Source organism: Saccharomonospora sp. NPDC046836 (genome assembly GCF_040645195.1).
In the GTDB taxonomy this organism is placed as follows: Bacteria; Actinomycetota; Actinomycetes; order Mycobacteriales; family Pseudonocardiaceae; genus Prauserella_A.
This window is the reverse complement of record NZ_JBEYXW010000003.1, coordinates 180,388-194,888: the sequence shown is the minus strand read 5'-3', so window position 1 is coordinate 194,888 and position 14,501 is coordinate 180,388. Positions and strand designations below refer to the sequence as shown.

At 68.6% G+C, this 14,501-nt stretch carries 9 protein-coding genes; 3 read left to right on the top strand and 6 right to left on the bottom strand.

Annotated elements, in window-relative coordinates:
• Window positions 1-88 precede the first annotated feature (88 nt).
• Entirely contained in the window at window positions 89-1,903 is a 1,815-nt protein-coding gene (gene ggt / locus ABZ863_RS06025) for a gamma-glutamyltransferase (protein ID WP_358531568.1), read from the top strand.
• Between the two features lie 95 nt (window positions 1,904-1,998).
• On the opposite strand, the gene ABZ863_RS06020 is transcribed toward ggt, so the two are convergent.
• Window positions 1,999-3,609 carry a right-handed parallel beta-helix repeat-containing protein gene (locus ABZ863_RS06020; RefSeq protein WP_358531566.1) on the bottom strand — a complete coding sequence of 537 codons (1,611 nt, stop codon included), beginning with the start codon at window positions 3,607-3,609 and terminating at the stop codon, window positions 1,999-2,001.
• A 225-nt stretch (window positions 3,610-3,834) separates the two neighbouring features.
• Here ABZ863_RS06020 and ABZ863_RS06015 point away from each other — a divergent pair, with 225 nt between their 5' ends.
• Together ABZ863_RS06015 and ABZ863_RS06010 are read left to right on the top strand one after the other, a co-directional pair.
• A complete protein-coding gene (locus ABZ863_RS06015) occupies window positions 3,835-4,821 on the top strand; it encodes an SseB family protein (protein WP_358531565.1) in 987 nt (328 codons plus the stop codon).
• A 38-nt stretch (window positions 4,822-4,859) separates the two neighbouring features.
• The gene (locus ABZ863_RS06010) at window positions 4,860-5,891 is read left to right on the top strand and encodes a hypothetical protein (RefSeq protein ID WP_358531563.1); all 1,032 of its coding nucleotides are present in this window, start codon (window positions 4,860-4,862) and stop codon (window positions 5,889-5,891) included.
• Between the two features lie 5 nt (window positions 5,892-5,896).
• Here the strand turns inward: ABZ863_RS06010 and ABZ863_RS06005 are convergent, their stop codons facing one another.
• The 5 genes from ABZ863_RS06005 to ABZ863_RS05985 all read right to left on the bottom strand — a co-directional run bounded on the left by ABZ863_RS06005 (window position 5,897) and on the right by ABZ863_RS05985 (window position 13,945).
• Entirely contained in the window at window positions 5,897-6,820 is a 924-nt protein-coding gene (locus ABZ863_RS06005) for a hypothetical protein (protein WP_358531794.1), read from the bottom strand.
• Entirely contained in the window at window positions 6,772-11,052 is a 4,281-nt protein-coding gene (locus ABZ863_RS06000; RefSeq protein WP_358531562.1) for an SDR family oxidoreductase, read from the bottom strand. The genes ABZ863_RS06005 and ABZ863_RS06000 overlap by 49 nt, the downstream gene beginning before the upstream one ends.
• Complete coding sequence (locus ABZ863_RS05995; RefSeq protein WP_358531560.1) at window positions 10,970-11,452, bottom strand: SDR family NAD(P)-dependent oxidoreductase; 483 nt, start codon at window positions 11,450-11,452, stop codon at window positions 10,970-10,972. The genes ABZ863_RS06000 and ABZ863_RS05995 overlap by 83 nt, the downstream gene beginning before the upstream one ends.
• A 9-nt stretch (window positions 11,453-11,461) precedes the next feature.
• Window positions 11,462-12,706 (bottom strand): acyltransferase domain-containing protein, encoded by a 1,245-nt coding sequence (locus ABZ863_RS05990; RefSeq protein ID WP_358531558.1) that lies wholly within the window; start codon window positions 12,704-12,706, stop codon window positions 11,462-11,464.
• 150 nt (window positions 12,707-12,856) lie between these two features.
• On the bottom strand, window positions 12,857-13,945 hold the full coding sequence (locus ABZ863_RS05985; protein WP_358531556.1) for an SDR family oxidoreductase: 1,089 nt from the start codon (window positions 13,943-13,945) through the stop codon (window positions 12,857-12,859).
• Between the last annotated feature and the right edge of the window lie 556 nt (window positions 13,946-14,501).

Here is a 14,501-nt window from a genome sequence, read left to right as displayed (position 1 = left end):
AATACCCTAACGATGTCCTGAGGTGCAATTTGCTGGCTTTCAAGGTACTTACGCTGCCCAAGGTGCAGACGACCTGGAGAGAGGGAAGATGACGGCAAGGACCCCACGAGCCCTCGCTAGTGTGCTGACCGCCACCGCGTGTGCGACCGCACTGATAGCCCCGGCCGCGCACGCCGGTCCTAGGCAGCCGGCCAAGTCGCCGGAGGCGGTCGGCTACTTCGGCGCCGTGTCCAGTGTGGATGTCGACGCCACACAGGCTGGGATCGACGTGCTGCGCCGGGGTGGCAACGCGGTGGACGCCGCGGTGGCCACGGCGGCCGCGTTGGGTGTGACCGATCCGTTCTCCGCCGGCATCGGCGGGGGAGGGTTTCTGGTGTACTACGACGCGCGCTCCGGCAGGGTGCAGACCCTCGACGGCCGCGAGACGGCACCGGCCAGTGCGCACGAGACCATGTTCGTGGAAGACGGTGCGCCGATCCCCTTCGGGGAAGCCGTCACCAGCGGTTTGGGCGTTGGTGTGCCGGGCTCGCCGGCACTGTGGCAGGACGCGATCAGCCGATGGGGCAACAAGGATCTGGCTGCCGTGCTGAAGCCCGCGGAACGGATTGCTCGTGACGGATTCACCGTTGACGCGGCCTTCAACAGGCAGGTGACCAGTAACGCTGAGCGTTTCGCGGCGTTTCCCGCGACGCGAGAGCTCTACCTGCCGGGCGGCGAGCCTCCGGCCGTTGGCTCCAGGCTGACCAATCCCGATCTGGCCGGCACCTACCGGTTGGTCGCGAAGAAGGGCGTGGATGCCTTCTACGAGGGTGCGATCGCGTCCGATATCGCCGACACCGTGCAGCATCCGCCCGTTGACCCGGCTTCCGGACGCAACGTCCGGCCTGGTGGTATGACCACTGCGGATATCGCGGCGTACGAGACGGTCGAGCGGGCTCCAACGCACACCGAATACCGTGGCCTGGACGTGTACGGCATGCCGGCCCCGTCGTCCGGCGGCATCACGGTGGCCGAGACGCTGAACATCCTGGAGAACTACGACCTCGGGTCAATGTCCACAGCGGACCACCTGCACCACTTTCTGGAGGCGACCCGGCTGTCCTTCGCCGATCGTAACCGGTGGATCGGTGATCCGGCGTTCGTTGATGTGCCGAGCGAACAATTGCTCAGCCAGGAGTTCGCCGACAGCAGGGCCTGCCTGCTCAACCCGGCACAGGCATTGACCAGCCCCGTCCCGGCTGGCAATCCGCACGATCCCGAGCCGTGTACCGCGGAGGCCTTGCCGGCGCCGACACCGGTTCAGGGCGAGAACACCACGCATGTCACCACGGCGGATCGCTGGGGCAACATGGTCGCCTATACCCTCACCATCGAGCAGGAGGGCGGTAGCGGCATGGTGGTCCCCGGCCGGGGGTTCCTACTCAACAACGAGCTGACCGACTTCTCGTTCACCCCGGTCACTCCTGGCGTGCCTGACCCCAACCTTCCGGCGCCAGGCAAGAGGCCACGTTCGTCGATGTCGCCGACCATCATCCTGAAAGACGGCGTACCACTGCTTGCCGTCGGTTCCCCAGGTGGCGCGTCGATCATCACCACTGTTTCGCAAGTACTGCTGGGGCGCTTGGATCGTGGACTCTCCCTTGTAGACGCCATCGCGGCACCACGGGCGTCTCAGCGGAACTCCAACGCTGCCCAGGTGGAGCAGGAGTTCCTTGACCAGCCGGAAACGGCGCAGCTGCGTGAGTACGGCCAAGGGTTCGCCGCGCAGGCAACGGAGATCGGCGCGGTGACCGGTATCGAGCGGTTGCGGGACGGCCGCTGGCTGGCCGCTGCCGAGCCGGTCCGTCGTGGTGGCGGCTCAGCACAAGTAGTGCTCCCGTGGGAATGGCCGCACCGGAAGTGAAAACCGTCTCGCCCGTCTGGTCGGCACTTGCCCGAGTGTGGACCAGGCGGGCGGACCCACCCGCCTCTGGCTTCAAACCAGGCTCACATGCCACGTCATCCGGTTCGGATTGCGTCGAGCAGGTCGTCAAGCGTCAGGTTGCGCAGATCATCGCGGGTGGGACGCCGGCCGAGTGATCGAAGCCGAGTGGACTGCGATTTGCGCATCCTTTCCAGCAACTTGCGTGCCTCGCGTGCGTTGCCGAAGCTCTCGTCCTTCTTCATCTGCGCGAACCACTCCAGCAATCCAAGCTCGACATCGTCGGCGAGTTCGTAGTCGTCGTTGTTCGCAATGCGATCACTGATCTTGACGAGTTGTTCGGGAGTGTAGTTCTCGAACTCCATGGTCCTGGCGAACCTGGAGGCCAGACCGGGGTTGACGTCGAGGAACTTTGCCATCTCGTCGGTGTAGCCTGCGACGATGACCGCGATGTCGTCCCGGTGATCTTCCATGAGCTTGACGAGGGTATCGATGGCTTCCTGCCCGAAATCCGCTCCACTGCCGCTGGTACGGGCAAGCGTGTAGGCCTCGTCGATGAACAGAACGCCGCCACGAGCTTCGTCGAACACCGAGGCTGCCTTCTCTGCTGTGTGCCCGACGTACTGGCCAACCAGATCCCGGCGGGATACCTCCTTGAACCGGCCGTTGGGCAGAATTCCGAGCGCCTTGAGTAGCTGGCCGTAAGTGCGGGCCACTGTGGTCTTACCGGTCCCTGGCGCGCCGGTGAACACCAGATGGTTACTCACCGCGCTCACCGAGAGGCCTTCATTGCGTCGCCACTCATTGACCTGGATCTCGTCGATCAGCGCGCGGACCTCGTGCTTGACGACGTCGAGGCCGATCATCTCCTCGAGATCGGCGAGCAACTGCTCGACGCGTTCGGGATCCGACCGATTCTCCTTGGTCTGGCCGGCGCCGACGAGCTGCGTGATGGATCCAGGGCCCGCCTCCCGTACCTCGGCATGGGCGCCGTCCGCAAGCAGCACCCCCGGCGGAGCTGTGTTCTCCACCCGGCAGCCTTCGATCACCCCGCCGCAGCCCCTGCCGACGTTGATGCCAGCACCCTGGGTGTCGTGGATCCAGCACTGCGTGATAACGGGCGAGGTCTGGTCCGCCACGGAAACACCGCTGTCTCCGCACTGCGCGATATCGCAGCGTTCGACGACCGAATTGCCGGCCTGGTACATGTAAATGCCGCGGAAACCGCAGTCGGTGACCGTGCTGGCCCGGATGGTGGCGCGAGCACCGAGACGCACGATGATCCCGTCATCGACGATGTTGCGAATTTCGCAACGGTCGAACGTGCCGTCCGCGTCTTCGACGATCAAGCCGCGCTGAGAATCGGTGATCTTCGCGCCCGCCACCTCGGCGGTGGCACCGTCGGTGATGGCGATGCCGTCGCTGAAGCGAGCCGACACCGTACAGTTGGAGACGCGCACCCGGCCACCGCGCACGTGAATCGCGGGATGTGCCACGGTCCGCACCACGAGGCCGTCCAAGATCGACTCGCTCGCGAGGCACACCACGGCAGCCCGGTCTCCCGCAGCCGGCTCGATCACGACCGTTCCCGGCTCGCGGGCGGCGAGGGTCACGTTCAGATGCTTGATGACGACATGCTCTGGATACTGGCCGGGAGCGATGGAAATAACGGTGCCGTTGTCCGCCACGCTCAACGCGTCGCCGATCGTCGGCAGTGCGCCCGGCTGGTCTGGGGAAACGAGCAGTGTGCGAGTCATGGCTCCAGGAATGATCCGAGACGAGGCGTCCCAGCGGGCGCGGGCGCCGGTGGTTCAGCGTAGCGCATCACGGTGCGTCAAAGTGCCAACAACGTTGTGCTCGCCGGGTTGCGGCGACCTACTTGAATGGGGGCAGGCAGTAGAACGGGGTGGAGTATGAGCACCGACTGGCAGCCGGCGAACGACGTCGAGCATGCGCTGACGAAGGCCCTCGATGAGGGGGACATTCAGCATTACGTGCAAACCCTGATGGCGGCGGTCCTGTATTGCCCCGTGCTGCCGGAACGCGGCACGCCGGAGTGGGAACTATTCGAGCAGACCTTGCCGTTCGACCCGGAACCGGTGCTCGCGTTCACGTCCCCGGAGGCGCTGCACACCGTACTGGGGAACGTCGTGCGTGACCATCGCCAGACCACGCTCGAAGCGCTGCGCCCAGCACGGCCCGAGCCGCATGAGATGCTCGCCGTCAATCCTGGTTTGCCGATCGGCGCTGCTCTGCCCTTCCACAACGTGGACCAGCTCATTGAAGAACAGCACACCGTGATTCCAACGGACGACATCCAGGCGGCCATGAGCGAACATCTCGCTGCCTTGATCAGGTACCGCTGCATGGCTGAACTCTCCGGAACGGAGCCGGTCGGGATCGAGCAACTCACGCGTGACGCTCTGCCCAAGGCAGATGCTCACAGTGAACCCGAGAACGAGCTCGAAGAGGCGCTGGCGGAGGCAGCCGAGGCCGGCGACATGGGGACCTTCCTGTGGGTACTGAGCAGCTCGGATGTGGTTGTCCCGATTACCGGCTCGCTATCCGATGTGGACGATGTCGAGGACGATGAACTGCCCTGGAGGGTCATCTCCTGCGGTAGTTTGCAGGCCATTCCCATGTTCACTTCGGAGGCTGAGCTACGCCGGGTCGCGCCGGATGGCGTCGATCATGCGCAAGTTCCATTCATCGAGATCCTCGCTGCCTGGCCGGGCGAGGAGTTCCTGCTGTGCCTGAATCCGGGATCGCAGACCGAGTTGGTACTGCCGGGTGAGGGCATGCTGGAACTCATCTCGACGGTGCAGGATGCCTTGGAATCAGCGATGCAGGAAGGCCAGCTGGCCGCGTTGTCCGAGACCATACGACAAGCCTCACCGTGAATCTGTAGTCGGTGCGGTTCACGGACGGAGGATTCGGTATGGCGTTGTCGGGGAACGGCATGGAGTCACCGCTCGATAGTCATGCCGTTGCCGCGCTCGCATGTCCCATGTCGCGCCTGGACGATCATCTTCCTGAGCTGTTCGCCGTGTTGGGGGTTCCGTGGCGGGGCGATCTCACAGAGCGCGTCGAGCTCACCAGGCGGCTGTGGCTTGGCCCTGAGCACGGGCAGATCATCGCCACCTACGACGACAAACGGCGCAGCCGCGCCCTGGCGGTGTTCGACAAGATCGGCATGCTCACCCCGACACTGCCCAACCACAGCAGCGAGTTCGCCGAGACCAACATCGTGTGCGGCACCTGGGCGGCCAACGAGAACCGGCTGCGCCGGGTGCTGGCCCTGCGCCGCCAGCACGGCTGCCAGCTGGGAACGATCAACCTGTGGTGCGGACAGCGCCTGCGAGAAAGCCGCGATGGATCAGCCGATGACATTGTGGAGCGGCTGCGCATCCGAGATGCCGCGCTGACCAGCCACCCATGGATGCTGGCACAGCTGAGACTAGATCCTGCCGACCCCGACCCGTGGCGCCGCCCATTCGCCACCGAGTACGAGGTCGCGGTCGCTGCCGCGCTGGCTGTGCTCGGTCCCCGGCTCGGTCTGGTTGAGACCAGGACCGTCATCGGGGTGCCGAGCCTGCCGACCGTTCCCGCTCGGACGCTGTTGTGGCAGCGCTTCCGCACACCCGACGGACAGCAGTTGGTGGCGCTCAACGCTGCCGCGCAGCCCCGCCTGCAGGGCCCGCCCCGGCACACCACGGCAAGCTGCGCACAGGAGTGGCTGCGGCACCTACCGCCGCCGCGCGGCGCCGCCGTCTTGCTCTTCTCCGGGAACCCGCACACGGCTCGAACACTCGACGACGTCCGACAGATCGTCGGCCGGCACGGCCGCCACGACCTCGCGGTCCACGCGGCCGGGTCTGGCGCACCAGAGAGCCCACGGCTGCTCGAGATGTGCCTCGGCGAAGTCGCCCGAATGCTGCACAACCGGCTACATGATGGACTCGGCCAATAGGACAGTCACCAAGAGTGCGCTGACAGCGCGGGGCTGCCGAGGCCGGCCAACGTCAGCCCGGTCATTTCGGCGAGGATGCTGTCGTCGGGACCGAGCGCGACAGCGTGTCCGCGGGTGGTGTCAGCGACGAGGCGGATCCCCTCAGGGTGCTGGGCGGCAAGGTCGAGGTCGTTGGTGGACAGATGGATGCCCACATGGCCGAGCCGGTGGGGCACTGCGGGTCCGTGTTGGACGGCGGTGGGAAGGGCTGTGGTCCGGATGAGGGCGTCGAGCAGCAGCGCGGGGATGACGGTATGGCCGAGGCGTTCGGTCGGTAGCTGAGGGCTGGGATACCAGCGGGCAGCTGCGTAGCGGTTGTCGGTGCGGCATTCGGTGGTGTTGCGGAACATGCCGCTCAGCCGGACGATGCCGTCGTCCCTGTAGCAGGGATCTTCGGCCGGAGCGAGGGGTTGTCTGGGCCATGGGGTGAAAGCGGGCGCTCGGGCGGGGCTGCGGGTGACGGTGACGTCGGTTTCGAAGTGGGGCCGGTCGGCGCGCAGCACCCGGCCATGGCGAGTGACAGTGGACGTGATGACCACGCGGACCGTGGTGTCGAGTCTCTCGCGTTGGGTCACCGCGGCGCGCACGGTGTAGCTGCTGGGGTGGTCGGTACGGGCGTGGATGAACGCCTCGAATTTCGTGTCGTGGAAGGCGCGAGCGCGAGTGCCCGGTACGAGGACGGTAGCGGCCTCCGCGGCGATCTCCAGGGCGAAGGTTCCGGGGAGGGTGGGTAGGCCGTCGACGGTGTGGTCGCGCAGCACTGGGTCGTGACGGCCGTCGAGCATGAGAGTCCACTGTGCTTGGTCGCCGCTATGTTGTTCCGGCTGCCCGAGATACCTGCCTACCGAGGCCGGGTCAGGGACCCCGAAGCCGGGAGATCGGCGGCGCAGGGCGGCCAGCTCCCGGTCGCCCAGAAAGGCGGTGACGGGCGCGTCGCGGTCGCGCTGGGAGGCGAGCTCGGCGAGGAAGTGGGCGGCGCCCTCGGCGTCGCCGATGGCGGTGAACACGTCCCCGTCGTGGCCCGCGTTGTCCAGGAAGTCGCGCGTGACGATGCCGGACTCGGCCCACTGCGGCCATTCCAGCGTGTGTTCGCCCGGCATGCTGGTGGCGGAGGCTCGCGCGGCGTGGGCGAGGAACTCGTTGGCCGGTGCGTAGTCGGTCTCGCCGGGGAGGCCGAACAGGCCGACCAGCGAGCCGAAGTTGTACCGCGGTGTGGCGCGAGCTCGGCGAAAGCGGCCCGCAGGTGGCAGTAGCCGAGCACTTTCACCGTTCGAACTCGGCGGAACTCCTCGAGGGTCTTGGCGGCGATCCCGGCGGCGTGGTGCTGGCCGGCGCCGTTGATCAGCAGATCGACGCGCTGGGCTGCGGTGCCGATCTGGCGGGTCGCGAGACTGAGGGCGGCCGGGTCGGTGATGTCGCAATGTAGGTAGTGGACTCGGTCCGGTCCGGCGAGTTCGGTCAGGCGGCGCAGGTTGTGCCAGGCTTCGTTCGCGTCACACAGCCGCTGGAAACCCCGGTTGATCTGCGCCACCGACAGGCTGGGGTCGGCCTTGCGCTGGTGGGCGATGTGCGCGGCGCGGCGGGCATGGAGCTCCTCGGCGGGTGTGGCGAGGTCGTGTGGGTCGAAGGCGGCCAGGTCGAGGCTGCCGAGCACCCACACACGGGGATGGCAGCGGCGCAACAGTGCGGTGAGGACGGCGGCGGTGATCCCGCGCGCCCCGCCGACGGCCACCACCGTGCAGTCCTTGTCCAGCAACAGTGTTGTGGCGGTTGGTGACGGGCTGGGGAGGAGCTCGATCCGCTCGGTGAGGCGGGAGCCCCGGTGGCGGTGGACCACCGGCAGCCCGAGCCGGCTGCCGGACTCGGCGGCCAGCTCGGCGAGGATGTCCGGGATCGCGGGGCTGTCGGTGACGAGCGCCCGGATCGTCGCCTGCGGCAGTTCCCAGGCGAGGCTCTTGACGAAGCCGGTGAACAGCGCAACGTTCGGGTGCGGATGGCCGCCGTGCGCAGGGTCCAGCAGGGCGAGCAGCATCGAGCCCCCGGCTGCGAGCCGGGCGTGGCTGTGTTTGCACGCCACAAGAAGCAGGTCCTGAAGGGCGAGCAGGCCCGGTCCGGGTGGCGCGGGCCATGCGGCTTCGGAAAAGTCGCAGAACAGCCGGATGTGTTCGGCGGCGCCGCCGAACTGGCGCAGCACGCTGTCGAGGCTGTGCTCGTCGACCTCCGTGATCACGGTGGCGTGCGGTGCGGCGGCTGGGTCGACACTGACCAGTATCCCGTCGGCTTGGCCAACTGGCTCGGCCAGTGCGGCTGCCAGCCCGGCCGAGCCGGCCAGCACCACGTAGTGCGGTGGGATCGCCGGGATCGTCGCTGTGTCCGGGGAGAGCGGGGGAGCGGGCCGGAACACCGCTCGGTGGCGGCGGGCCTGCCGGTGCTCATCGCGCTCCGGCGCCCGCTGCCCGGCGGCCGGTGCGGGGAGGATGTCGACGCTGGGGTTGGTGTCCTCACCGCGCACCGTGACGCCGGCCCCGGGCCTGTTGGCGGCGTGCAGCACCGCCAACAGCGAGTCGGCCCCGCCGTAGCTCGGCCGGCCGGCGGCGACGTGCCGGATGTCGGCCACATCCGGCTGGGCAGGCGGGCGGAGGTGGGTGCGCAGCTGGGCCAGGACGGGCCAGCCACGATCACGCGCGACGCCGGCCCGGGTAACGGCGAGCAGGAAGGCGCCCTCGGCTGTCTCCGGCCCGGGACCGAGCCGGAGGGTGTTGCCGTGGATGCCGAGGACCAGCGCGAGGTCGAGGTCGCCTCGCCGCAGGTAGGCCGAGGCGGCGTGAAGGGCGGCCAGGCCGCTGTCGATCCCCGAGTCCAGGGTCATGGTGAGCCCGCGCAGGTCCAGCTGGTTGGCGATGCGTGCGGGGATGACGTTGGCCATCACCCCGGGCATGGTGCCCTCGCTGGTTGGCGGGACCGTTCGGCGCAGGCCGGCGAGCCATTGCGCGTAGGTGTCGGCCTCGGGTCGGTCGGCGAGGACGCGCTCGATACCGTGTGCATAGCTGCGGGCGGTGGCCTCCATCGAGGCGCGGGTCGGGTCGGCGTGTGCGCAGAACACGCCGGTGCGCTCGGTCATTCCGTCCCACAGTGCGCCGTGCTCGTCGGCGAATCGGTCGGTGGCCTGCAGAGCCATCAGTTGGCAGCGGTCGATGGCGCGGGCGGTCTTGCGGGACATCCGCACCTGGGCGAACGGCGGTTCCGGATACGGCTCGCCGAACCTGCGCTCGGCTGCCGGGGCCAAGCCGTCAGCGAGACGCTCGGCCACCGTGTCCCGGCTCGGGTTCCCTGGCAGGTGGGCGCTCCAGGCGACCAGCACGAGCTCGTCGTCGATGGCGGGCCGAGCCGAGGGCGGCGCGCTGCCGGCCGGGTCCTGGAGGAGCACATGCGCGTCGGTGCCGCCGAACCCGAACGAGGACACTCCCACGATGCGCGGTGCGTCTTGCTTACGGGGAAAAGGGACGTGGTGTGTCGGCACCCGCACCGGCAGCGCGTTCGCCGGCTCGGGCAGCTCAGCGAAGGCTGGTTGCGCGGGGATCCGTTCGTGCTGCAGGCACAGGATGGCGTGGATGACCGACAGGACGCCGGCGGCCCATCCACCGTGACCGAAAAGAGTCTTGTTCGACACGCACAACACCTCGCGTGCCCCGGCTTCGGTGGCCAGTGCGGCCAGCTCGGCGCTGTCGCCGGCCACGGTGCCGGTGGCGTGCGCGACGACGAGGTCGACGTCGTCCTGGCGTAGCCGGTTGATCTCGTGCGCACGGCGCAGGGCCAGGCGCTGCCCTGCGGGGTTGGGTGCGTAGATCGCTGTGCCGCGCCCGTCGGCCGACCCGCCGAAGCCGGTCAGCACGGCCAGCACCTCGTCTCCGTCGGCCTTGGCGCGGGACAGCCGTTTGAGCGCGACCACTCCGGCGGCGTCGGAGAAGATGGTGCCGTCGGCGGCGGCGTCGAAACTGCGCAGCGCTCCGGTGGGCGACCACCCGCGCAGTTTGGCGAACAGCACCAGGGTGCGCGGGCACAGCGTGAAGGTGCCTCCGCAGTAGGCGATGTCCGCCTCGCCGTCGAGCAGTGTTCGCACTCCGAGGTCGATGGCGTACAGCGACGACGAACACACGGTGTCCACAGTGAACACGGACGTATCCTCGGGTAGCACTCCCCGCGCCGCCGCTCGCGCGATCCGGTCCGGCGTGTGCTCGCCTGGTTGCCTGCTCGCCCGCGGGTAGTGTTCGCGCAACAGCGTGCGTGGCACCTCGGGGTCCCCGGTCTGCTCGGCGATGCCTTGGGCGGCGAGGCCCACGGCGATGGACTCCTCCAGATGCTGGCTGCCGTCGGCCCATATTCCGGCGAACAAACTGTGCCTGTCGACGGGGCGGGTCTGGGTGGTTGCGGCTGCCTCGCGCAGTGCTCGCCGCAGCCATTCGGCGGCGTAGTCGTTGTCCGGGTCGGGCCGCCCTGGCTCGTGGATCACCCCGCCGACCAGCGCGTAGGTGCGGTCGGGCGCGTCCGGGTCGTCGGAGTGGAAGTCGGCGAGGGGAAACCGCTCGTCGGGTTCGGTGAATGCCGGTTCGCCCCGGCAGAGCCTGTCCCAGAACTCATCGACGCCGTCGGCGCCTGGCGCCACGACACCCATGCCCACCACCGCGATCGCATCCTCTGCGTCCGGGGTGGGCTCGGCCTGTGTGGCCGTGTCCGGGCGCCGGGCACGGGTGGATACCTGGATCCCGTCGAGGGACAGGCCGCCGTCGGCGACCAGGGTCTGCCCGGTGACCCAGCCGGCGTCCGGCGATGCCGCCAGCAGCACGAGGCGCGCCAGGTCTTCCTCCGTGGTCAACCGCCCGCCTGGGGTCGATGCGAGCGTCGCGGCGAGCATCGCCTCGGAGTGGGGGAACAGCGCCGCGACCCGGTTGTCGATCATCGGAGCCGACACCGTGTTGACTCGCACACCGTGGGGCGCGTATTCGACGGCCTGGTAGCGGGTGAGCGCCTCCAGGGCCGCCTTACTGACGCCGATCACCGCGTAGTGGTCGAGTACCCGAGCGCCGAAGGCCGAGGACACATTGACGATCGATGCTGTCCGCACGGCCGCGCAGCAGGGGCAGCGCGGCCGTGCCGCACCATCGCGCCCCGTGCAGGTTGGTATCCAGCACCCGCGCCCAGTCCTCGTCGGCAGCCTCGTCGAGCGTGGTGAACACGCCGCGGGCGGCGTTGTTGACCAGAACGTCCAGCCCGCCGTGCCGTTCCGCGACCTCGGCGAACAGGCGCCGCACCTGCTCGGGCTTGGCCACCGAGGCGCGGACCGCCTCGGCTGAACCGCCCGCGGCGGCGATCTCGGCCACCGTGGCCATGGCGGCATCGGTGGAGTGGAAGTAGTTGACGATCACATGGGCGCCACGCGCGGCGAACAGGCGCGCGATCGTCCTGCCCACGCCTCGCCCGCAGCCGGTGACCAGCACAGTCTTGCCGCGAAACTGTCCGTTCATCGCCGCCCCTCAGCCGGCTGCCACCGAGTCGCGGGCGGCCAGCTCCAGCAGGCCGTCGGCGACCGAGGGGAGCGTCCGGTAGACCGACAGGCGTGTTCCCGCGCCGGGCGCCGGCAGGCTGTACCGGCGGCGCAGCCGGGCGAACATTTCTGACTGCTTCAGTGAATCCACCCCCAAGTCCGCCTCGAGGTCGGCGTCGTCGGTGAACACGTCCTCGGGGTAGTCCAGCGCCTGTGCGTACTCCCGGCGCAGCGTCTCGACCAGCTCGTCGCGTGGGGGCAGGGAGACTGCCGCTGCCTGCTGCTCGGAGACCGGGGGTTGCGCCGGTACGGGCAGGTGGTGGCCATTGGTGTCGAGGGCCGGGGTAGCGCGCGGCTGCGGTTGCGGCGCGGTCGGCTGCGTTGTCGGCCGGATGGGCGAGGTGTCACCGTGTGTGGCCTCCTCGGCGGCCGCGTCCAGAGGGGAGACGGCGCTGGCGCGGTGCCGCAGCGGCGCCCAGACCGCGAGGCCCGGAATGGTCCGCGCGGCCAGATCGGTGAGGATCGACCGGGCGCCACACTCGACCCAGATGTGGACGCCTTCCGCGTGCAGCGCTCGCACGGCGTCGGCGAACCACACGGGCTGGGACAGGTGCGCCGTCACGGCGGCCCGCAGGTCGTCGTCCGGGCGGTAGTAGACCTGCGCGACAGGCGAGTAGACGCGTGTGCGGGGTGGCGCGAACGGGATGCCAGCCAGTGCTTTGGCGAACTGCTCGGCCACCGGAAGCAGCATCGGATGGTGGAAGGGGTAGGGCGCGCGCACCCTTCGGCAACCCCACCCGGCGGCGGACGCGACCGATTCGACGTGGGCCAGATCGTCGTGGAGCCCGGACACCACAGTTTGCGTGGGCGCGTTGACCGCGGCGATCTCCACCCGCCAGCAACCCAGCGCGGCCAGCAGGTGACGCGTGCGCGGCTCGGACAGCTCCACACTCAGCATTCCGCCGGGTTGCGGCAGGCACTGCTCGAAAGCGGTGTCGCGCTCGGCCACCACGCGTGCCCCGCCCTCCACAGTGAGCGCGCCCGCGGCGGTCAGCGCCGCGATCTCGCCGAAGCTGTGCCCCACCAGCACATCGGCCGCATGCCGGCCCGCCTGCGTCAGGATGTGGTGGGCCGCCATCGAGCAGGTGAAGATTGCCAGATGGGAGCGAGCCGGGTCATGGGCGACCAGCTCTTCGGCGCTGGGCGCGGCGTGGTCCAGCAGCAGCGGCGACACGGGCGCTCTGCCGTGCTCGCGGGCTACCGCGTCGATGGTGTGCAGAATGTCCAGGACTCCGGGTACTTGCTTGCCACAGCGGCGAGCACGCCAGGCAAATAGGCGCCCTGGCCGGGGAACAGCAGCGCGATAGGTGGCCTCATGGCTTCCTCACTTCACTCGGGCGGGCACGTCGGCCCAGCGGACTCCGCGGAGCAGGTACTCGGTAGTGATCTCGGGAGGATCGATGGCGACACCCGCCGACCGGACGTTGCGGGTGTCGTACCGGCGTCGCTGTGACAGGTAGGGGAGGAACCCGGCGATCTCCGGTTGGCCGGCCGGTTGCCAGGCGGCCGGGTCGTGCGGGCCTGCGAACACGACCCGAACTCCGGCCGCGGCCTCCAGCATCCGCGCCACACGCTCAGCCGGGGTGTCGAGTGGGTGGACGATGTGGTAGGTGACCGCTTCCGCTGGAGGTCGTGCTGTCAGGGACAGTTGCGCCATGGCGCGCGCGGCGTGTTCTACCTGCAGCAGGTTGAGGTGGCCACCGGGAGTGGCCGGGATCCGCAGCGGAGGCGGTGGCGAGTCGGCCGGGCGGGGGCCGAGGACCTCCTCCACCAGCATCGTCAGCGTCGCCAGGGGGTGGAGGGGCAGCCCAGGGTGCACTTCCCGGTCGCTGACCAGACCGCCCGCGCGATAGATCGCCGCGGGGCGGCACAGGGCCTGCGACCACGCGCGGACCATCAGCTCGGCTCGGCACTTCGATTCCTCGTAGTGGTTGACGAAGCCGCCGCTGGGGTCCAAGTCCGATTCGAGTGCTACTCCGGCTTCTCGCCTGCCCGCGACGTGGACCGTGCTGATGTGGTGAACTTCGGGGCGCCGCCTGCCCTGTGCCGCCAACTCCAGTATCCGCCGCGTGCCCTCCACATTGATCGAGTGCTTGGCGGCGGCGCCGCTGAGGGCGGTTTGTGCTGCGTAGTGCCAAACCTGGTCCGCCTGGTCGGCCAAGACGCGGAAGGCATCGGCGCCGACTCCCAGCCATTCCGCCGCCAGGTCGATCTGGCAGGCGGCCACCCGCCGCAACTCGTCGTCAAGATCGCCTTCCGGGCGCCCCAGTGCTCGCAGGCCGCGTCGAAGGCGCGCGACCGTCCGCTGCGAGTCCATGCGCGAGAGCACAGTGATCTCGTCGCCACGGTCGAGGAACTCAGTCAGCAACCGCAGACCCAGAAATCCCGTGGCCCCGGTCAAGGTAATGCGCATCGATGGCCTCACCCTTCTCCAGGGGCTGAGCGAACTGGTGGACGGTGCTGATGGGGATCTCGTTGAATGCTGAGGGACGGCGCCTGAACTGCCGCCGGAGCGAGTCGAGTCGGTAACACTTGGTGATCTTCGAGAAACTAAATGTAGTCAGCCTTGCGCCTGGTTCCAATCAGCTGTTCGGGGGAGCTCGATGTTCAACACGCGAGGCCGGCGAGCTGCACCTGCGAGGTTCGGGCCTGTTCGGTGCACGCAGGACGGATAGGTATCCGGGCTGGCGTTTCCGCTGGTCGAGGCCGCCTTTCGACATTCTGTTTGCGTGCGTCCTTGGCGGGATTCGAACCTGCGACACCTGCCTCCGGAGGGCGGGACCTCGCCCGAAAACGTGACCTGCGGCGCGTTACATGAGCTGGGGTGCAGCTGCCGTGCGTTTCCCGTACCTCTCCCGTACCCGGATTGGTGTCGAGCCTCAGCTCTACAGGTCAAGATCACTTTTTCGGACAGTACTCGCTGAATTGCGGTCGGGAAACTTGGTGTAACCGCTTGACATACTCGCCGC

What these genes read in the sequence shown, in the direction of transcription:
- ABZ863_RS06010 (WP_358531563.1), top strand. Translation starts at nt 4,860, where the DNA reads ATGGCGTTGTCGGGGAACGGCATGGAGTCACCGCTCGATAGTCATGCC.
- ABZ863_RS05985 (WP_358531556.1), bottom strand. Translation starts at nt 13,945, where the DNA reads ATGCGCATTACCTTGACCGGGGCCACGGGATTTCTGGGTCTGCGGTTG.
- ABZ863_RS05995 (WP_358531560.1), bottom strand. Translation starts at nt 11,452, where the DNA reads ATGAACGGACAGTTTCGCGGCAAGACTGTGCTGGTCACCGGCTGCGGG.
- ABZ863_RS06015 (WP_358531565.1), top strand. Translation starts at nt 3,835, where the DNA reads ATGAGCACCGACTGGCAGCCGGCGAACGACGTCGAGCATGCGCTGACG.
- ggt (WP_358531568.1), top strand. Translation starts at nt 89, where the DNA reads ATGACGGCAAGGACCCCACGAGCCCTCGCTAGTGTGCTGACCGCCACC.